Source organism: Mammaliicoccus sp. A-M4, assembly GCF_022386955.1.
GTDB classification, from domain to species: Bacteria; Bacillota; Bacilli; order Staphylococcales; family Staphylococcaceae; genus Mammaliicoccus; species Mammaliicoccus lentus.
Genome location: NZ_JAJNHH010000003.1, coordinates 121,130 through 141,179, shown reverse-complemented (window position 1 = coordinate 141,179; position 20,050 = coordinate 121,130). Strand labels below are relative to the sequence as shown.

Annotated in this window: 18 protein-coding genes; 16 read left to right on the top strand and 2 right to left on the bottom strand. The window is 31.7% G+C overall.

The features are described from left to right. Positions 1–84 precede the first annotated feature (84 nt). Positions 85–1,344, bottom strand: coding sequence for a BaiN/RdsA family NAD(P)/FAD-dependent oxidoreductase (locus LQ682_RS04260; RefSeq protein ID WP_147641029.1), 1,260 nt, complete (start codon positions 1,342–1,344; stop codon positions 85–87). Between the two features lie 123 nt (positions 1,345–1,467). Between LQ682_RS04260 and LQ682_RS04255 the strand changes: the two genes are divergently transcribed. From LQ682_RS04255 to LQ682_RS04210, 10 genes are all read left to right on the top strand, one after another. Beyond that, on the top strand, positions 1,468–3,102 hold the full coding sequence (locus LQ682_RS04255; protein ID WP_064205233.1) for a putative polysaccharide biosynthesis protein: 1,635 nt from the start codon (positions 1,468–1,470) through the stop codon (positions 3,100–3,102). 2 nt (positions 3,103–3,104) lie between these two features. Then, positions 3,105–3,806: a pseudouridine synthase gene (locus LQ682_RS04250; protein ID WP_239723916.1), complete on the top strand. Its 702-nt coding sequence runs from the start codon at positions 3,105–3,107 to the stop codon at positions 3,804–3,806. A 72-nt stretch (positions 3,807–3,878) separates the two neighbouring features. After that, positions 3,879–4,292 carry a YtxH domain-containing protein gene (locus tag LQ682_RS04245; RefSeq protein ID WP_017000071.1) on the top strand — a complete coding sequence of 138 codons (414 nt, stop codon included), beginning with the start codon at positions 3,879–3,881 and terminating at the stop codon, positions 4,290–4,292. 222 nt (positions 4,293–4,514) lie between these two features. After that, positions 4,515–5,933, top strand: a complete 1,419-nt coding sequence (gene pepV / locus LQ682_RS04240) for a dipeptidase PepV (RefSeq protein ID WP_239723914.1) — start codon at positions 4,515–4,517, stop codon at positions 5,931–5,933. Continuing rightward, positions 5,930–6,790, top strand: a complete 861-nt coding sequence (gene dat, locus LQ682_RS04235; protein ID WP_147641027.1) for a D-amino-acid transaminase — start codon at positions 5,930–5,932, stop codon at positions 6,788–6,790. Before pepV ends, dat begins: the two co-directional genes overlap by 4 nt. A gap of 245 nt (positions 6,791–7,035) precedes the next feature. After that, entirely contained in the window at positions 7,036–7,827 is a 792-nt protein-coding gene (locus LQ682_RS04230) for a phosphotransferase family protein (RefSeq protein WP_017000073.1), read from the top strand. A 13-nt stretch (positions 7,828–7,840) separates the two neighbouring features. Beyond that, positions 7,841–8,476 (top strand): tRNA (guanosine(46)-N7)-methyltransferase TrmB, encoded by a 636-nt coding sequence (trmB, locus tag LQ682_RS04225; RefSeq protein ID WP_017000074.1) that lies wholly within the window; start codon positions 7,841–7,843, stop codon positions 8,474–8,476. A gap of 100 nt (positions 8,477–8,576) precedes the next feature. Beyond that, positions 8,577–9,455: a nuclease-related domain-containing protein gene (locus tag LQ682_RS04220; RefSeq protein ID WP_239723913.1), complete on the top strand. Its 879-nt coding sequence runs from the start codon at positions 8,577–8,579 to the stop codon at positions 9,453–9,455. A 542-nt stretch (positions 9,456–9,997) separates the two neighbouring features. Beyond that, positions 9,998–10,840, top strand: coding sequence for a YtnP family quorum-quenching lactonase (locus LQ682_RS04215; RefSeq protein ID WP_017000599.1), 843 nt, complete (start codon positions 9,998–10,000; stop codon positions 10,838–10,840). Then, positions 10,830–12,029 carry a MalY/PatB family protein gene (locus LQ682_RS04210; protein ID WP_064211699.1) on the top strand — a complete coding sequence of 400 codons (1,200 nt, stop codon included), beginning with the start codon at positions 10,830–10,832 and terminating at the stop codon, positions 12,027–12,029. Before LQ682_RS04215 ends, LQ682_RS04210 begins: the two co-directional genes overlap by 11 nt. A gap of 45 nt (positions 12,030–12,074) precedes the next feature. On the opposite strand, the gene LQ682_RS04205 is transcribed toward LQ682_RS04210, so the two are convergent. Next, a complete protein-coding gene (locus LQ682_RS04205; protein ID WP_017000601.1) occupies positions 12,075–12,389 on the bottom strand; it encodes a hypothetical protein in 315 nt (104 codons plus the stop codon). 78 nt (positions 12,390–12,467) lie between these two features. On the opposite strand from LQ682_RS04205, the gene LQ682_RS04200 reads away from it, so the two are divergent. The 6 genes from LQ682_RS04200 to LQ682_RS04175 all read left to right on the top strand — a co-directional run bounded on the left by LQ682_RS04200 (position 12,468) and on the right by LQ682_RS04175 (position 20,049). After that, entirely contained in the window at positions 12,468–13,544 is a 1,077-nt protein-coding gene (locus LQ682_RS04200; RefSeq protein WP_147640947.1) for a M42 family metallopeptidase, read from the top strand. 144 nt (positions 13,545–13,688) lie between these two features. Next, on the top strand, positions 13,689–14,705 hold the full coding sequence (locus LQ682_RS04195) for a PTS sugar transporter subunit IIC (protein ID WP_017000602.1): 1,017 nt from the start codon (positions 13,689–13,691) through the stop codon (positions 14,703–14,705). After that, positions 14,702–15,016: a thioredoxin family protein gene (locus LQ682_RS04190; protein ID WP_017000603.1), complete on the top strand. Its 315-nt coding sequence runs from the start codon at positions 14,702–14,704 to the stop codon at positions 15,014–15,016. The genes LQ682_RS04195 and LQ682_RS04190 overlap by 4 nt, the downstream gene beginning before the upstream one ends. A gap of 142 nt (positions 15,017–15,158) precedes the next feature. Then, complete coding sequence (locus LQ682_RS04185; RefSeq protein ID WP_147640948.1) at positions 15,159–16,034, top strand: DUF1444 domain-containing protein; 876 nt, start codon at positions 15,159–15,161, stop codon at positions 16,032–16,034. Positions 16,035–16,049: 15 nt separating this feature from the next. Beyond that, positions 16,050–16,655 carry a YtpR family tRNA-binding protein gene (gene ytpR / locus LQ682_RS04180; RefSeq protein ID WP_017000605.1) on the top strand — a complete coding sequence of 202 codons (606 nt, stop codon included), beginning with the start codon at positions 16,050–16,052 and terminating at the stop codon, positions 16,653–16,655. A 7-nt stretch (positions 16,656–16,662) separates the two neighbouring features. Next, complete coding sequence (locus LQ682_RS04175) at positions 16,663–20,049, top strand: DNA translocase FtsK (RefSeq protein ID WP_239723911.1); 3,387 nt, start codon at positions 16,663–16,665, stop codon at positions 20,047–20,049. Position 20,050: the final 1 nt, after the last annotated feature.

Sequence of the window (20,050 nt, the reverse complement as noted above, 5' to 3'; positions counted from 1 at the left end):
CCTTGATTTATTTATGATTAATATGAAGAGAGTATAACGCTAACGTGCAAGAAATATTAAACAAGTCCGTTAGCAATATATTTCTTATGATTTATATAACGAAGCGTTATGCCCTGCAACATAACCAGTAACAAGTGCACTTGTTATATTATATCCACCTGTATAACCGTGAATGTCTAACACTTCACCTGAGAAGAATAAGCCAGAACAAATTTTTGAATGCATCTTATTTGGTTCGATTTCTTTTATATTTACGCCACCACCAGTAACGAATGCTTTATCGATTGGTAAAGTTCCGTTAACAGTAAAAGTGAATGCTTTTAAGTTTTCTACGAAAGTCTTGATAGATTGTTGTGATAAATTGTGATAAGTTACATCTAAATTTATATCTGACTGTTCTAATAGAAAATGCAGATAACGTTCCTGTATTAAACCTTTTAACGCATTTTTAATAGCTTTATTTGGTTCGTCTTTTAATTTTTTTATAATTTGTTGTTCTAAATCATGTTGTTTTATTTCTGGAAAGGCATCAATAGCCATTTTAATCTCTTGTTTCTTTTGTGATTTTTGTTCTTTATATACGAACTGGCTACATCTTAATGCGGCTGGTCCTGAAACACCGAAGTGGGTAAACAACATATCCATTTGATGTGTAATTCTTGGTTTTCCATTTTTCTTTAGAACGGAAAGCCCTATGTCTTGTAAACTGAGACCTTGTAATATTTTATTTTTAATGAATGGCTCACTTGATTTAATAGGTACTTCAGTTGGGAATAATTCAGTTATGGTATGTCCAAGTTGTTCAGCAAATTTGTAGCCATCTCCAGTTGAACCTGTATGTGGGACGCTACAACCACCGGATGCTATAATAACTGTTTGTGAAGGTATGAAAGTACCATTTTGTAATGTTACACCAGTTATTTGTTGATTTTCACTTTCGATTGATGATACTGTAGTTTCTTGGCGAATTTCAACGCCGTTATCTTTAATGGCTTTTACGAGTGCATCGACTACATCTTGTGCTCTATTTGAAACAGGGAACATGCGTCCATGATCTTCTTCTTTAAGGTTTACATCACGAGATTCGAAGAAATCAATAATAGATTCATTATCAAAAGTCGAAAATGGGCTGTATAAAAACTTTCCGTTTCCTGGAATGTTTTTTATTATCTCTTCGTATGGGAGTCGATTTGTAACGTTACATCTCCCACCACCAGATATACGAAGTTTTCGGCCGAGGCCTTTTTTCTTTTCTATTAATAGAACGCTTTGACCATCTTTACTGGCACTGTAGGCAGCCATTAAACCACTTGGTCCTGCGCCTATTATAATTGTATGATACATAAGTTACCTCCAAAGATTTATGTAATGATATTTTAACGAATAATGGTTTTTAAAAAAAGTAGTACAATAGAAATAAACCTGTTATTATTAAATTTAAAAGTAAATTGAGATAGGGATGAAAATATGTCAGAGAGTAAAGCGCTTGTGAGAGGGACATTTTTACTCACAGCTAGTATTTTAATTACAAAAATATTAGGTATTTTATACTTAATTCCTTTTTACGCTATAATCGGCGATGAAAAAAATCTAGCACCATTTACATATGCTTATCAACCATACACAATCATGATAACAATCGCAACTGCTGGTGTACCATTAGCAGCTGCTAAATATGTATCTAAATATAACGCATTAGGTGCTTATAAAGTAAGTCAAAAATTATACCGGTCGAGTTTTATAGTAATGTCTATTACTGGTTTAATTGGATTCTTATTACTGTTCTTCTTATCACCAACGATAGCTCAATTAACATTAGCAAACAAAGGTGGTATAGAAGGTGGATGGAAAGTTGAAGATATTACTAATGTAATTCGTACTATTAGTTTTGTTGTTCTTTTTATTCCTTTATTAGCAACTTGGAGAGGTATTTTCCAAGGCTTCAACTCAATGGGTCCTACTGCAGTTTCTGAAGTGACTGAACAAATTGCTCGAATTGCATTTATTTTAGGTGGAAGTTACATTGTTTTATATGTAATGGATGGTTCAGTGTTAGTAGCGAACCAAGTTGCTACTTTTGCAGCTGGGATAGGTGCGATTGTTGCCCTATTAACGTTATTATATTACTGGATAAAACGTAGACATTTAATTAAAGCAGAAGTTGCACAAGATACGAGCGATATAGATGTTTCTTATGTCAAAATATATAAAGAAATCATTAAATACAGTATTCCATTTGTAATTGTAAGTTTATGTTTTCCAATCATAAATTTAATAGACCAGTTTACACATAATACTGGACTTGCTATAGGTGGAGTAAATAGTTCTCTTCACGATGTTTATTTTACAATGCTTAGCATGACTACTAATAAAATTGTAATGATTCCTACTTCATTAGCGGCAGGTTTCGCTGTAAGTTTAGTACCGTTTATTACTAACACTTACAATTCAGGAAGAATTGATGAAATGCATATACAAATAAGAAAATCATTAGGAGTACTACTATATTTAACTGTTCCAGCTTCATTAGGTATTATGGTATTAGCACAACCATTGTACAATGTGTTTTATAGTTATAGTCCAATGGGTACAGAAATTCTATTCTGGTATGCACCAGTTAGTATATTAATAGCGTTATTATCAGTAACAGCATCGATGCTTCAAGGTATTGATAAACAAGCATTAACAGTATGGATAGTGATTGGCGCATTAGGCGTTAAAGCAATCATCAATTTACCTTTAATTATTGCTTTTAATACTTTAGGAGCAGTATTAGGTACTGCAATTGCACTATTGATCGCAGTAGCATTAAATTGTTATGTTCTTTGGAAACATGCTAATTATAAGTTTAATGTAACAATTCAACATACATTGAGAATTCTATTTTATACAATTATCATGATGTTGTTCGTAGAATTAAGTTACTTTATTATTTCATTAATTATTGATCCAACATCGAAATTGGGTGCTTTAATAGTATTAATAGTAGGTGCTCTAGTTGGTATGATTGTATATGGTTATTTAACAATGCGTTCTCGTTTAGCTGATGAATTCTTTGGTGATTTAACTGCTAAAATAAGACGTAAAATTAAGTGGGTGTAGAAATGAGACTAGATAAATTTTTAGCTAATGCTGGAATTGGAACTCGAAAAGAAGTTAAAAAATTTGTAAAACAAAATTTAGTAACTGTTAATGATGAACTGGTTAAAAAACCAGATATTCATATTAATCCAGAAGAAGATATTGTCGTTTTTGATGAAATACCTATAGAATACGAACCAGTTGTTTATTTAATGATGAACAAGCCAGCAGGATTTATATCAGCGACTGAAGATGATGAGCACGAAACAGTTATCGATATCGTTCCAGAATATATGCATATGGATTTATTCCCAGTTGGACGATTAGATAAAGACACAGAAGGGTTATTATTACTAACAAATGACGGGAAATTTTCTCATCAACTAATGAATCCTAAACATAAAGTGCCAAAAAAATATTATGTTGAAGTTGATGGTCATATAAAAGAAGAAGCGATTGGAATTTTTAAAAATGGAATAGATCTAGGTGACTTCACTTCATCTCCAAGCGAATTAGAAATTATAGAAGATGATGTTCAATCAAAAGCATATGTGACGATTTATGAAGGTAAATTTCATCAAGTGAAAAGAATGTTTCATTCAATTGATTGTGAAGTTACGTATTTAAAACGAATTCAAATAAATAATTTGAACTTGGATGAAGAATTAGCTTTAGGTGAATATAGACATATACTTGAAGAAGATTTTAAATTATTAGGATTATAAGAATAATTATATGTTTGAAAAATACTGTGTTGGGTAAACTAGTATTATTAAATAAATAGAGGTGGATATAAAATGGCTAAAAAAGCAGGATTATTTAGAACATTAGTTGTATTAGGGGGAACTGCAGCAGCAGTAGTATTATCTAAAAAAGAAAACAGAGATAAGCTAAAAAATGAATATGATAAATATAAAGAAGACCCTGAAAATTATAAAGCATCAGCAAAAGAAAAAGCGTCTGAAATAAAAGATAAGGCACAAAACGAATATTCTAAATACAAAGAAGATCCAGAGTCTTATAAAGAAAAAGCTAAAACAGAATTGAAAAAAGCTAAAGAAAATCCTAAAGGCTACGCTTCAGATGCAAAATCACGTTTGAAAAAAGATGATAGTGATAACACTGATTTACGTGAAGCTAAATTCGATGATGAAGGTGGAACAGCAAACGGTAATTTAAGAATTGTGACTGAAGAAGATTTAAAAAAATAATAATTTATTTTAAGACCGACAGTTTTGTCGGTCTTTTTTACTCTATAAGGTCGATAAAAATTTGGGAAATAAAAATGTTAAATACACACGACTATAGTCGTATGTATAAGGAAATAATACGTAGTTAAAAAACTTAAGAATTTTTGGTATTTCTATTTCATATTTTTAAAATTTTCATGTATCATATAGATAACTATTCAAGTAAGAAAGAGATGATTTCCGATGTGGAGAAATAAAGTTAAAGAATATGAAAAAGATATTGTTGAAGACTTAAAAGGTTTATTAAGCATTGAAAGTGTAAGAAATGATGCAGAAAGTAATGTTGATGAACCAGTTGGCCCAGGTCCGAAAAAAGCACTGAATTACATGTATAAACTCGGAGAAAGAGATGGGTTTAGTTATAAAGATATTGAAAACATAGTCGGAAGAATCGAAGCGGGTAAAGGTGATGACTTATTAGGAGTTTTATGTCATGTAGACGTAGTACCAGCAGGTGCGGGTTGGGACACAGATCCATTTGACCCAGTAGAAACAGAAGATACTATTATCGCTAGAGGTACTTTAGATGATAAAGGTCCTACAATTGCAGCTTACTACGCTGTAAAAATATTAGAAGATATGAAAGTAGATTGGAAAAAACGAATACATATCATTGTAGGAACAGATGAGGAATCTGATTGGCAGTGTACTGATAGGTATTTTGAAACTGAAGAAATGCCTACAATCGGTTTCGCTCCTGATGCAGAGTTTCCATTAATTTATGGTGAAAAGGGAATCGTCACTTTTAATATTTTACAATCTGGTTATGAAGAAGACGATAACGAGCCTGAAGTTGAATTAAAAGCATTCTTCTCGGGCGAACGTTTTAACATGGTACCTGATACTGCTCAAGCCAAACTTTTAATTAAAGAACAAATGACAAACGTTGTTCAAAATTTCGAAACATTTTTAGAAGAGAATGAAATTGAAGGTGAAACTTCAATAGATGAAGGTTTCTTGAATTTAACTGTTCATGGTAAATCGGCTCATGGTATGGATCCATCACAAGGTATTAACGCAGGCTTACTTTTAATACAATTTTTAAACAATTTAAATTTAGATAAATATGCAAATTCATATGTGAAATTTGCCAATGATTATTTAGTAAATTCGCCAAATGGTGAAAAAATGGGTATGAAATTTGCGACTGAAGAAATGGGAGAAGTAACTACTAATACTGGAATAATGAGTTATACTGATGTTGATGGTGGACAATTTGGTATTAATTTGAGATATCCAGAAGGTTTCAACTTTGAACAATCTTTAACACGATTTACTGAAGAAATTGCGGATAGAGGATTTGAAATAGATATGGATAAACATCAGGAACCTCATTATGTAGATAAGAATGATCCGTTTATCGATAAATTATTGTCTGCATACCGCAACCAAACTAAAGACTTATCAGAGCCGTTTACAATTGGTGGAGGCACTTATGCTCGCAATCTAGATAAAGGCGTTGCATTTGGAGCAATGTTTAAAGAATCAGAAGATTTAATGCATCAAAAAAATGAATATATTACAAAAAAACAATTATTTGATGCAACTGCTATTTATTTAGAAGCTATATATAATATTTGTGTAAAGGATGATGTAGAGTGACATTTGTATATATTAATGATGAATTTGTAGATGAATCAGAAGGCAAGGTTAGTTATACTGATAGAGGTTATAATTTCGGCGATGGTATATACGAATATATACGCATCTATGACGGTAATGCATTCACAGCTAAAGAACACTTTGAACGCTTATTCAGAAGTGCAAAGGAAATCGGCTTAAATTTAGAAGATTATACTGTAAAAAGCTTAACAGAATTAATTGAAGAATTGGCAGAAAAAAATAACGTCAAAAATGGTGGCGTATATATCCAAGTAACACGAGGAGTCGCACCAAGAAATCATCCTTTCCCAGAAGCGAGCACGAAACCTGTATTCTCAGCATTTTCTAAAAGTTATGAAAGACCATACGATGAATTAGAAAATGGCATAAAAGCAATTACTGTAGATGATATTAGATGGCTAAGATGTGATATTAAAAGCTTGAATTTACTTGGTAATGTCTTAGCTAAAGAGAAAGCAACTCAAAGTGATGCTGGAGAAGCTATCATGCATAGAGATGGAATTGTAACAGAAGGAAGTTCTAGCAATGTTTTTGCTGTAAAAGACAGTAAAATATATACACACCCAGCGAATAATTTAATTTTAAATGGTATTACAAGAAGAGTTATCAATGAGATAGCTAACGAATTGAATATACCATTTGTTGAGGAATCTTTTGATGTAGAATTTTTGAAAAGTGCTGATGAAGTTATAGTTTCAAGTACTTCAATTGAAGTTATGCCGGTAATTCAAGTGGATGACACATTCATTTCTGATGGTACAGTAGGTAAAATTACAAAAGAATTACAAAAATCGTTTAACAATTATATAGAGTCAAACATAGAAAAAATATTTTAGTGTAATTTATTAATATAGTGTAAACCACGTAAATACTGAACTTTATAGATATTTTGTATCTGAATAGGTTCAAAATACCCCAAAGTTTTCATTTATGTGGTTGAAATCTGCACAGAAAAATAATAAAATTTAAATCAAGCGCACTAAAATGACAAAAAATAAACGGGTTTTTTAAGATTAAGTAATGACTCTTGAAAATTGATGTTCATGAGTCTTTTTCTTTTTCTGAAAGTGAGGTGGATAGGTTGGAACATTTTTATCAATTAGGATGGACATTAGACTCAGCAGGTGGGGCATCTGGTGAAGCATATATGGCAGAACAAGACGGCCGCAAACTCTTCCTAAAAAGAAATTCAAGCCCCTTCTTAACAGCTTTGTCAGCTGAAGGGATTGTACCAAAATTAGTTTGGACAAAAAGAATTGAAACTGGAGAAGTTGTAACTGCACAACATTGGAAAAATGGTCGAGAGTTAGTCCAAGATGAAATGAATTCTAACCGCGTTGCCAAACTTCTTAAAAAAATACATTCTTCAAAACAATTACTTAATATGTTAAAGCGTATGGAAATGAAACCTATGCACCCAGAGTTATTATTTAATAAAATTAATAGTTCTTTATCTAGGCACGTATTAGCGAATAGAACTGTTAGAAAAGCGTTGCTATATTTAGAAGAAAATATGCCAATGCTAGATAGTCGCTTCTATACTGTTATTCATGGCGATGTGAATCATAATAATTGGCTTTTATCTGATCAAGACGAATTATACTTAGTAGATTGGGAAGGCGCGATGATTGCTGACCCTGCTATAGATATAGGTATGATATTGTATACTTATGTTGATGAAAAAGATTGGGTTGATTGGTTAAGTAAGTATGGTATTAATGATACACATGACTTAAAGAAAAGAATGAAATGGTATACGCTTATACAGGCTATTGCTATGGTTGAGTGGTACGAAGAGAAAAAACGATATAATGATATGAATGATTGGTTGAATTTCTTAAGTGAAGTCATGAATCGAAATGTATTTATATAAGGAGTTACTTTGAATGAGAATGAGAAATAAACCTTGGGCAGATGATTTCTTAAAAAGTCATCCCCAAATTGTTGATGTTGATTTGAATCAGCAGTATAAAATGGCTGAATGGTTTGAAAAAGACCAACCAATACACATCGAAGTTGGTACAGGTATGGGTAGGTTTATAACTGAAATGGCAAGACGTCATCCAGAAATTAATTATGTTGCAATAGAAAGAGACAAAAACGTCATGGTTCGAGTATTAGAAAAAGTAAAAGAATTAGAACTTGAGAATATTAAGTTGATTAATCAAGATGCTAAATTACTTACAGAGTACTTTGTAGAAAATGAAGTATCGCGAATTTATTTAAACTTTTCTGATCCATGGCCGAAAACACGTCACACAAAACGTAGATTAACATTTTCATCGTTTTTAGAAATCTATCGACATATATTAAAGAAAGACGGACAAATCCACTTTAAAACAGATAACCAAGGATTGTTCGAATATAGTTTAGAAAGTATGTCAGCCTTCGGAATGACATTCGACTTAATCAATTTAAACTTACATGAGAATGAACCAGAAGAGAACATACGCACAGAATATGAAGACAAATTCTCAAACAGAGGATTTAGAATCTATCGTATGGAAGCAAGTTTTAAATAATGTAGTTAAAAAGGACGAGACAGCCATGTCTCGTCCTTTTTTTCTTTTCTATATAATAAAAAGCGTTTATAATTATATAAAAAATATTGGAGGTTTGCCGATGCAAAATATAGTATATTTCACTTCTTTAATTAATAGAATTGATAAAAGTTCACTTGATAGTCAAATGGCTACTTTTTTGAAAGGACTAGAAGGCGAAGCAATTATTTATCAAAAACTAAAACTAATTAATCATTTACCATTTCTCTACAATATTGAACTTAATATAAATAATAGAGTACAAATAGATTTTTTAGTCGTTTCTGATGATTATGTTTATCACTTTGAAATAAAAAATTATAGTGGTGATTACTATATAAAAAACGACCAATTTATAAATGATTATGGAAGTATGTTTTATACACCATTTCAACAGTTATATCGAGCTAATAATGAATTAAAACTGCTTTTAAAGAAATGTGAAATTAATAGAGAAATAAAGACTATACTAATCTTCACTAATCCCACTTTTACTTTAAAATCCCAAATACCGCCCCAATATGAAGTTCTATTACCAACTGAATTACATAAAATCCAAAGATTGTTCAAAAATTATAAAACAGCAGAAAATCATAGAATTTTAAAAATAATTGAAGAGGAAAAAAATACTTTTTCTGACATATATCAAAATAATAAGAGAGTCCCATTTGATGATATTAAACATGGCTTGAAGTGCCCGAATTGTAAAAGCGTTGATAAACTAAACATAAGCGAGAAGAAGAAAAGTGTATGTTGTACTATCTGCTCAAATAAGTTTAGTAGAAGAAGTATATATTTGTATAACTTAAAAGAACTGTTTATTTGTATAGGCGAACCATTTACATTACAAGATGCAGAAAGATGGTGTAGTACTAATAATAAACACACACTGAGAAGAATTTGTAATAAATATTTTGAAATTATTGAAGGCAAGCCAAGAAAGTATTACTTAAAACTTTAAAATTGTGTTAAAAGCCGAAGTACAGTTTCGAAATGTAGCAAGACGATGTCCATGTGCAACATAGCGCCCCCGAAAGTTGCAAGACGCGGTCGACGTGCAACATACCACCCCCGAATGTAGCAAGACGGGGTCCACGTGCAACATAGCGCTCCCGAATGTAGCAAGACGCGGTCGACGTGCAACATACCACCCCCGAATGTAGCAAGACGATGTCCATGTGCAACATAGCGCCCCCGAATGTAGCAAGAGAAGGTCGACGTGCAACATAGCGCTCCCGAATGTTGCAAGAGAAGGTCGACGTGCAACATAGCGCCCCCGAAAGTTGCAAGAGAAGGTCGACGTGCAACATACCACCCCCGAATGTAGCAAGACGATGTCCATGAGCAACATAGCGCTCCCGAATGTTGCAAGAGAAGGTCGACGTGCAACATAGCACTCACAACTACTCTTTTACCATCACAAAACATATTTATCTAAACCTTGATGGGTGTTCATTATAATAATAAATGATAAAATAATAATAATGAATGGAGGGGAATATATTGTTTAATATTGGAGAATTCAATTTATATCCATTACAAGGTGGTATTACGAATATGGACGGTGGAGCCATGTTTGGTGTTGTACCAAGACCATTATGGACGAAGAAGTATCCGTGTAATGAACGCAACCAAATACCACTAGTATGTCATCCTATTTTAATACAAAATAATAATCATAATATGATTATTGATACTGGTGTGGGTAATGGAAAATTTACTGAAAAACAAAAACGTAATTATGGAGCTACATATGAAAGTGATATACATGGTTCTTTAGAACAATTTAACTTAACAGTTGATGATATAGATATTGTAATTATGTCACATATGCACTTTGATCATGCTTGTGGGCTAACAACGCCGGATGGTCAATCTGTATTTAAAAATGCTGTCATATACACTTCGCAAATAGAGTGGAATGAAATGAGAGCGCCTAATATTAGAAGTAAGTCTACTTATTGGGAAGAAAACCATAAAAATATTGAACATCAAGTTGTTACATTCAAAGATGAATTTGAAGTTATACCTGGTATAACGATGAAACATACAGGAGGCCATAGCGCGGGACATTCAGTTATTGAAATTGAAAGCAATGGGGAAAAAGCAGTTCATATGGCAGATATATTTCCAACATTTGCACACTTAAATCCACTTTGGGTTACAGCATATGACGATTATCCTATGGATTCTATTAATGCTAAAGAAAGATTAATACAAAAATATATAAAAGAAAATTATTGGTTCTTGTTTTATCACGATATTAATCATTTTGCAGTTAAGATTGATGATGAAACGAGAAAAATTAAAAACGATATCAGAAGGGATGAGCTAATTGAAGTATAATTTTGATGAAGTTATCGATAGAAGAGGTACAGCTACAGTTGCTTATGACGGACAACAAAAAGTATATGATTACGAGAATTTAGAACCATTTTGGATAGCTGATATGGATATTAAAACGCCCGAATTTATTATAGAACATTTGAAAAATAAATTAGATCAAGCACATTTTGGTTATTTAGTGTGGAAACAAGATGAATATTTAAATGCGATTAAAAATTGGTATAAAAAAAGATTCAGCGTTAACGTTCAAAAAAATGATATATACTATGTGCCAAGTATATTATTCACAGTCACAGAAGTGATTCGTGAATTTACGAAAGAAGGCGAAGGTGTTCTTATTCATACACCATCTTATAATGCTTTTCTTAACCTTATAGAAGGAAATAAAAGAGAGGTAGTTGAATCTCCTCTTATCCAAACTGATGAAGGCTATAAATTAGACGTAGAACAATTTGAAAAAGTAGCTTCTAGGGAAGATGTGAAAGTTTTAGTATTTTGTAATCCTCACAATCCAACAGGTAAAGTTTGGACTAAAGAAGAATGTGAGCAAATAAAAGAAATATGTGAGAGACATGATGTGTTTATAGTTTCTGATGAAATTCATATGGATTTTGTAAGAAGTGAAAACGGCTTTTATTCTATGGCAAATCTTATGCAGTTAGATTCTCCAATTTTAGTGGTAACAGGCTTAGGAAAGACATTTAACTTAGCTAGTTTAGCAAGTAGCTATATGATTACAAAACATCGCTATTTTACAATGCAATTTAATAGAAAACTAGGAACTTATTATGGACTTGCAGCTGCAAATACTTTAGCGGTAGAGGCGGTAAAAGTTGCATATAACCAAGCTGAAGAGTGGGTTGATCAATTAAACGATCATATAGAACGAAATATGAGAATTTTAAAAGAATTCGTAGATAATGAAATGTCAGATCAATTAAGTTTCATTAAGCCTGAATCGACATATTTAGCATGGATTGATTTCTCAAATAGTGGTTATAGCGAGGAAAAAGTACAAAAAGCGTTACAGTCTGTTGGTAAAATCGCGACTGGTATTGGAAATTCATATGAGCTTGATGAAAGTCATCACTTTAGACTTAATGTAGCATGTAGTGAAGATAAATTAATTGGTGGATTAGAAGCTATTAAACAATCATTTAACGCTTTAGACAACGATGAAATAGAATAAAGAAAACATAACGTACAAAAATGTACGTTATGTTTTCTTTGAAAATTAAATTTCATAAATATCTATAACTTGACCGTTGAAAGCATCGGCAATAAATTCGTAATGGACTGGGCTACCATTTTTGTTAATTGTTATTCCACCATGAACTACTTTAGTTTCAATACCAAACTTTTGGTAGGTCTTTGGGATATGTAAAATGTAAGAACCTTCAACGTCATTAAATTGGCTTTTTACTTGTTTTAAAATTTCTTCGCAGCTGTAATGTTTAAATTGTTTAAAGTAAATTAATGCTGTAAGAATCCCTATACCAGTAAAAATTGAAAACAATAACATGACTAGTCGCAACTTATTATTTTGCATGAGCATGCCTCCTTTAACTTAAATCTAGTGTACCATAAAGAAAGAATGATAGATAAAATTTTAGCAAGGAGAATCATTATGACACAAATTGGACAAGAAACAATAAATAGAATGAGAACTTTGACTGAATTACATGCTGTACCTGGCTTTGAAGGTGAAGCTCGTGAATATTTAAAAGAACAAATGAAACCTTTTGTTGATGAAATAATCGGAGATAATATGGGGAGTATTTATGGTGTAAAAAAATCTAAAAAAGAAAATGCACCAAAAGTTTTAGTTGCAGCCCATATGGATGAAATTGGATTTATGGTAACAGAAATGACAAAAGAAGGCATGTTGAAATTCACACCTTTAGGTGGTGTATCATCTGATGTATGGTTATCACAAACGTTGCAATTAAAAACAAGAGATAATCAATATTACAATGGCGTAGTAGGTAGTATTCCGAAACATTTTAGAACTGGTAAAGAATCTGGTGTTGCAATTGAAGATATGTTGTTAGACGTTGGAGCAGAAAATATGCAACAACTTAAAGATATGGGAATTAATATTGGAGATACAATTGTACCTAGAACAAATCTAGAGCAACTCACTGAAAACAGAATTTTAGCTAAAGCATGGGATAATAGATATGGATGTTTAGTTGGGTTAGAATTATTAGAAGCAGTTAAAGATATTGATTTAGATGTTGATTTATATGTAGGCGCTAACGTACAAGAAGAGGTTGGATTACGCGGTGCTTCAGCAAGTGTTAACTTAATAGAACCTGACATAGCCTTAGTAGTAGACTGTTCACCTGCCAATGATATGAAAGGTCATATCGGATTATCTGGAGCACTAGGTGAAGGTGTGTTAATAAGAATTCTAGATAGAACTATGATTTTATCTGAAAGAATGAGAGACTATTTAATTAATATAGTTGAAGAAAAAGATATTAATCATCAATATTTCCAATCGCCGGGAGGTACAGATGGCGGTGAGATTCATAAAGCATTAACAGGTATACCAACTGCAGTTATTGGTGTTTGTGCACGTTATATTCATACAAGTAAAGCGATATATGATGTTAGAGATTATTTAAATGCTAAACAATTATTAGTAGAAATTGTTCAAGACATTAATAAAGAAAAAATCGAACATTTAAAATATAATTAGAATTTAAATAAACTAGCAGATAGTTAAATTCCATATCTTGCTATTATTAAGGTTAATTATATAAGACACATGTCGTTATTAATATTAAATTTAATAATGATATGTGTTTTTTTATAGTATAATCTTTTTTAAGGAGTGTGAATAATGATCAAAATAAAATCTTTTTTTAGTAGAACGATTATAGATGGATTAAGTTATATGGCTTTAGGTTTATTTAGTACTTTAATTGTAGGGCTTATAATTGAAACACTTGGCCGTACATTGAATACATATTTTGATACATCAATAATGATTGAAATAGGAAAGTTAGCACAAAATTTAACTGGAGCTGGGGTAGGGGTAGCTGTTAGTTATGGTTTAGGCGCCTCGCCGCTCATCATTTTTGCAACAGTAGTAACTGGTATGTATGGTTACGAACAAGGAGGGGCGGTTGGCAGTTATTTATCTTCAGTCTTTGCAAGTGAATTAGGAAAAGTATATTCAGGGAAAACTAAAATAGATATTATTTTGTCTCCAATTTTGACATTATTAGTAGGTGTTTGTATTGCGAAATTTATCGCACCATTTATCGATGCGTTTATGAAACACTTAGGAAATTGGATCCAAATAAGCACGGAACAACAGCCTTTATTGATGGGAATATTCGTAAGTTGCTTAGTAGGAATGACTTTATCTAGTCCGATTTCTAGTGCAGCTTTATCTTTAATGTTAGGTTTGAGTGGAACAGCCGCAGCAGCAGCCACTATTGGTGGATGTTGTCACATGGTAGGATTTGCAGTAACAGGATATAGAGATAATGGTATTTCAGGTATCATTGCACACGGAATTGGAACAAGTAAGTTACAAATTTCAAATTACTTAAAACACCCATTTATTTTAATTCCACCTGTAGTAGCCAGTATTGTAGTAGCTCCAATAATGACAGTGTTTTGGCCGATGGAAAATAATGCAGCTGGAGCTGGCATGGGTTCAAGTGGGTTTGTTGGTCAAATTATGACAATACAAACGATGGGCGCATCTACAGAAGTATGGTTACAAATTTTATTCTTCCATTTCTTATTACCGGCTGTAGTCAGTTTATTTGTTTATCATATACTGAAAAGATATCATATGATTAAAGGTGGACAACAAACAATTATGATAGGAAGTGTAAAAAAATGAAACAATTAACATCAATAGAAGAATTTAATCAATTAACAAATGACCCAACCGTTTTCATGTTCACGGCTTCATGGTGTCCTGATTGCCATTTTATTGACCCAGATTTACCGGCATTAGAACAAAAATACAATGATTATCAGTTCGTCTCGGTAGATAGAGATGAATTTATTGAATTATGCCAAGAAGTTGGTGTGATGGGTATTCCGAGTTTTGTAGCATTTGATAATCAAAAAGAACTAGGAAGATATGTTGGAAAAGAAAGAAAAACTATAGAACAAATAAGTGAATTTATAGAAGGATTGAAGAAATAAATCGAAAAAAAGTAGGTTGAAATAAAAGTTGATTTTATTTCTCGAAACCTACTTTTTTCATTGATTTAAATAAGTTTATCACTGTAACATGGCGCTAATTTGTTGTAAACTAGATAAAGGTATAAAAATAGGAGTGTTATGTATGAATGTCTTTCAAATGAGAGATTTACTAAAAGAACGCTTGAAATCATTAGATGCTAATTTCAAGTTTGATAGAGAAGATGAAAGTTTAAGAATTGAACGTAAAGATAACCAAAAAGGTTTATCAGTAAAAATTTCACCAATTATTGCAAAGTATAAAAATAGTGGAGATAAAATTGTAGATGAAATTGTTTATTATGTAACTGAAACAATTCATGCAATGCAAGATGAATCTACTAAGGAAATCAGTAAAATAGAAATATTACCTGTAATTAGATCTACAAGTTTCCATAAAGAAACTAAAGAAGGTACTCCATTTATAATAGATGAACATACAGCCGAAACAAACATTTATTATGCGTTGGATTTAGGCAACACTTATAGATTAATCGATGAATCTATGTTAGAAGAACTAAATATGTCTCATAATCAAATAAAAGAACAAGCTTTATTTAACATTAAAAAAAGAAAAACATCATATAAATCTGATGAAGTACAAGGTAATACATTTTATTTTGTGAATACAAATGATGGATATGATGCTTCTAGAATTTTAAATCAGTCATTCCTTAAGGAAGTTTATCAAAATATCGAAGGAGAAATGCTTCTTGCAACACCTCATCAAGATGTGTTGGTTATTTGTGACATCAAAAATGAAATAGGCTATGATGTGGTAGCGCAAATGAATATGCATTTCTTCCAAAATGGTTTAGTGCCTATAACTTCGCTGTCATTCTCTTACAAACCGGATGAACCATTAGAACCTATATTTATATTAGGTAAAAATCATTCACGTAAAAGAAATAAAGAAGTAATAGAAAGATTAGAAAAAAATAGAGAAATATTTAAAAATATGAAAAATAATGAAAAGAAATGATAAGGAGTTATAATTATGAATTTATTTTATAATAAAAATGGTATTGGGGATGTATTGTTAGTTTCATTAGAACCATCAACAGAAAATTTGGAATATGAAAATCAAAATGATATTACAATTATAAAAAGCGATGGCAACATTGTTGGTTTTAATATTTTTAATGCTTCTAAATATGTTCAAATTGAAGGAAACGGAAATATCAAAACTGAAGAAAAACATGTTAGTAGTATTCAAGATTTACTAGAAAAGAATAATATCAACTATAAATTAGAAGTTGATTTATCACCTAAATTTGTAGTAGGGTTTGTTAAAGAAAAATCTAAACATCCGGATGCAGATAAATTATCTGTATGTAAAATCGATGTTGGAAACGAAACATTACAAATTGTATGCGGAGCTCCAAATATAGAGCAAGATCAAAAAGTAGTCGTAGCTAAAGTAGGAGCAGTTATGCCAAGTGGTATGATTATTAAAGACGCAGAATTACGTGGCGTTCCTTCAAGTGGCATGGTTTGTTCTATGAAAGAGCTAGATTTAGAAGGTGCTCCGAAAGAAAAAGGTATAATGGTATTAGATGATAGTTATACTGTAGGAACACCATTTTTTGAAGATGAAAGGTAGTGAACCTATGAGTTGGTTTGATGATATATTCGGTCAGTCTAAAAATAAACAAAAAAATAAAGAAAAAGAAAATGAAAATATTTCTTTTGACCATGGTTCAGAAGATGAAGAAGTAAACGAAGAAATTTATAAAAGACCAAGAGGTAAATTTAGATTTCCAATAGATATGGATGTTGACGCTGAAACTGAAACAGAGACTGAACAAAATTCTGATCAAGAGCATGATTCACAACAAGAATATAACTACTATGATGAGCGATTTTATAATGAAAATGAAGCGTCATATCCAACAAATAGAAGAAGGCGTCGCAGAAGAAGTCATGACGGAGAAGAAGCATCCTCTGAACCACAACCTAAAAAAGACAAGGGTGTTTATGAGAACAAACGTTTAACAAGACCTTCTAGCACTGAACAATATTCTTCAGTTTTCAAAAAGAAATCTGTTCATGATAAAGAAGACGATGCTTTCAATCGAAGATTATCTTCTTTAAATCAACCTAAGTTTCACGCTTCAGAAGTGCCTTCTGCTATATTTGGAATGAGAAAACAAAAAGATGTTCCAAACAGTGGTTTAAAAGAACCTTCTACACCTGATACTTCTAACATCAAAGAAGAAGATAACAAAGATAGTAACGGATATGAGAGCACTGATAATCAAAGTAGCAATAGTGAAGTGGTACGTGATACGCCCACTTATTCAAAGACGGACAATACTATAAATATTGAAAATATATACGCTTCTCAAATTGTTTCTGAAATTAGAAAAGAGCGAGAAAAGAAGCTTCAAAAGAAAAAACAATTTGAAAAAGCTTTAAGAGAAAAAAGAGAACAAGAACTACAAAATATTCAATCTGAAGAAGAAAAATCTCAAATTAAACAACAAGACGAATTTTTCAAAAAACAGGCATCTTTTATTAAAAATAATCAAATCGATGAAGAGCCGGAAGATAACACTGAAGAAACTACAACTGAAGACATTAAGTCATCAGATGATTATATTACACAACCTAACAGTGACGAAAATGAGTTGAAATTTGAAGAAGAAAGCTCTAAAGAGTCATTGCAACCAGATGTAAACGACATGACTACATATGAATTTAAAGAAATAAATTTGGATATTGATGAAGAACCAGAAGAACAAAAACGACAACAAGAAGAAAATCTTGATGTTGAAGAAATCGATGGAATAGAACCAGCTAAAGAAGAAAACTCAGAAGATTTAGACGTACAGTTTGAAGAATTAACAGAATTAGCTACAGAAGAATCAAATAATGAGTCTTTAGATAATCAATCTGAAAACAGAGAACCAGTAGAAGAAACAGCGAAATCCTCAGATTTACAATTTGAAGAAGTTGAAGATACAGAAATAAAGCGTGTTCCTAATGAAAGTGAATATAATAGTATCGAAGAAGAAAACTTTGTAGAAGATGATATTGAATTTGAGGAAGTTCCAGAAAACACTAATGAATTTTTTGAAGAAGAAGTTATAGAAGGGGTAGAGTCCGCCTTTAATGGAAATGAAAATAACGATAATTTCAAAGAAGATAATTTTGTAGAAGATGATATTGAATTTGAAGAAGTCCCAGAAACGACTAATGAAGACTTTGAAGAAAAAGATGACGACGAAGAACTGTCATTTATAGATGATGAGTTTACGACATCAGAAAAAGAATTAAATGAAACTGAAGATACTCAATCTAAAGTTGAAATCTCTGAATCAAACGAAGAACTTGAAGATAAGTCACAGTTGAGAGATGAACCAAAAAATAAAAAGAAATCTTTAGAACCAGTACTTAAACCTAATAATAAAAAATCATCTCCATTTAATGTTGTTATGACGCCTTCAGATAAAAAGAAATATCATACATTTAAAAATCAGACTTCAACAAATGTAAAGCAAGAAGCTAAAGTGAATAATGCTTCTGAAAATAATCAGACGAATAATGATTTCAACAACGAGAGCCTTGAAACAGTGACAAAACGTAAAGGACCATCATTTGTATTACCACCATTGACAATTTTAGACGATGTAGTTGAACAAGAGGATAATACAGAATGGTTAGAAGAGAAGAAAAAAGAATTAGACGAAGCGTTTTATCACTTTAATGTACCTGCTCATGTTGTCAATATGATACAAGGGCCAACTGTAACTCGCTTTGAACTATCTGTAGAAAAAGGCGTTAAAGTTTCAAGAATTACAGCACTTCAAGATGATATAAAAATGGCATTAGCAGCAAAAGATATAAGAATCGAAGCGCCAATTCCAGGAACGAGTTTAGTAGGTATTGAAGTGCCAAATCAAACACCTAGAAAAATACCATTAGGTCAAATGATTACATCTAAAGCTTTTCAACAAGCTGAAAGTAAATTAACAGTAGCTATGGGCTTTAAGATTAATAATGAACCTTTATTAATGGATATTTCAAAAACACCGCACGCATTAATAGCTGGAGCTACTGGTTCAGGAAAGTCAGTATGTATCAACGCAATTTTGACGAGTTTGTTATACAAAAATCATCCTGATGAATTGAAGTTGCTACTCATTGATCCAAAAATGGTAGAACTAGCGCCATATAACGATTTACCACATCTAGTTTCACCAGTTATTACAGATGTTAAAGCTGCTACAGCAAGTCTTAAATGGGCTGTAGAAGAAATGGAAAAAAGGTATAAAGAGTTTGCGGAATTGCATGTTCGAAATATTACGGCTTATAATAAGAAAGCCACTTATGAAAAACGCATGCCTAAAATTGTAATTGTAATAGACGAATTAGCAGATTTAATGATGATGTCTCCACAAGAAGTTGAACAATCAATAGCTAGGATTGCACAAAAAGCGAGAGCATGTGGTATTCACATGATTTTAGCTACACAAAGACCATCTGTAAATGTTATTACAGGATTGATAAAAGCAAATGTTCCTACTAGAATATCATTCATGGTTTCATCTTCTATAGATTCTAGAACAATTCTTGATGTTGGTGGTGCTGAAAAACTACTTGGTAACGGTGATATGTTATATCTAGGAAATGGTATGAATAAACCGATTAGAGTACAAGGTGCATTTGTGTCAGATGATGAAATTGACGAGACAGTTTCCTTTGTAAGCGATCAAATGGAACCTAACTATTTATTTAAACAAGAAACATTATTGAAAAAAGTGAATGAGCAACCAGCTGATGCACTATTTGATGATGTATGTGAATTTATGGTTAATGAAGGTCATATATCTACGTCATTGATACAAAGGCATTTCCAAATTGGTTATAATAGAGCTGCTAGAATGATTGATAACTTAGAAGCAAACGGCTTTATCTCAGGACCAAATGGCTCGAAACCGAGAGAGGTTTTAATTTCAAAAGATACATTAGAAAATGGAAAAACTAACATATAAG

Coding starts and splice junctions, on each gene's coding strand:
- LQ682_RS04260 (WP_147641029.1), bottom strand. CDS start 1,344: ATGTATCATACAATTATAATAGGCGCAGGACCAAGTGGTTTAATGGCT.
- LQ682_RS04255 (WP_064205233.1), top strand. CDS start 1,468: ATGTCAGAGAGTAAAGCGCTTGTGAGAGGGACATTTTTACTCACAGCT.
- LQ682_RS04250 (WP_239723916.1), top strand. CDS start 3,105: ATGAGACTAGATAAATTTTTAGCTAATGCTGGAATTGGAACTCGAAAA.
- LQ682_RS04245 (WP_017000071.1), top strand. CDS start 3,879: ATGGCTAAAAAAGCAGGATTATTTAGAACATTAGTTGTATTAGGGGGA.
- pepV (WP_239723914.1), top strand. CDS start 4,515: ATGTGGAGAAATAAAGTTAAAGAATATGAAAAAGATATTGTTGAAGAC.
- trmB (WP_017000074.1), top strand. CDS start 7,841: ATGAGAATGAGAAATAAACCTTGGGCAGATGATTTCTTAAAAAGTCAT.
- LQ682_RS04220 (WP_239723913.1), top strand. CDS start 8,577: ATGCAAAATATAGTATATTTCACTTCTTTAATTAATAGAATTGATAAA.
- LQ682_RS04205 (WP_017000601.1), bottom strand. CDS start 12,389: ATGCAAAATAATAAGTTGCGACTAGTCATGTTATTGTTTTCAATTTTT.
- LQ682_RS04200 (WP_147640947.1), top strand. CDS start 12,468: ATGACACAAATTGGACAAGAAACAATAAATAGAATGAGAACTTTGACT.
- LQ682_RS04195 (WP_017000602.1), top strand. CDS start 13,689: ATGATCAAAATAAAATCTTTTTTTAGTAGAACGATTATAGATGGATTA.
- LQ682_RS04190 (WP_017000603.1), top strand. CDS start 14,702: ATGAAACAATTAACATCAATAGAAGAATTTAATCAATTAACAAATGAC.
- LQ682_RS04185 (WP_147640948.1), top strand. CDS start 15,159: ATGAATGTCTTTCAAATGAGAGATTTACTAAAAGAACGCTTGAAATCA.
- ytpR (WP_017000605.1), top strand. CDS start 16,050: ATGAATTTATTTTATAATAAAAATGGTATTGGGGATGTATTGTTAGTT.
- LQ682_RS04175 (WP_239723911.1), top strand. CDS start 16,663: ATGAGTTGGTTTGATGATATATTCGGTCAGTCTAAAAATAAACAAAAA.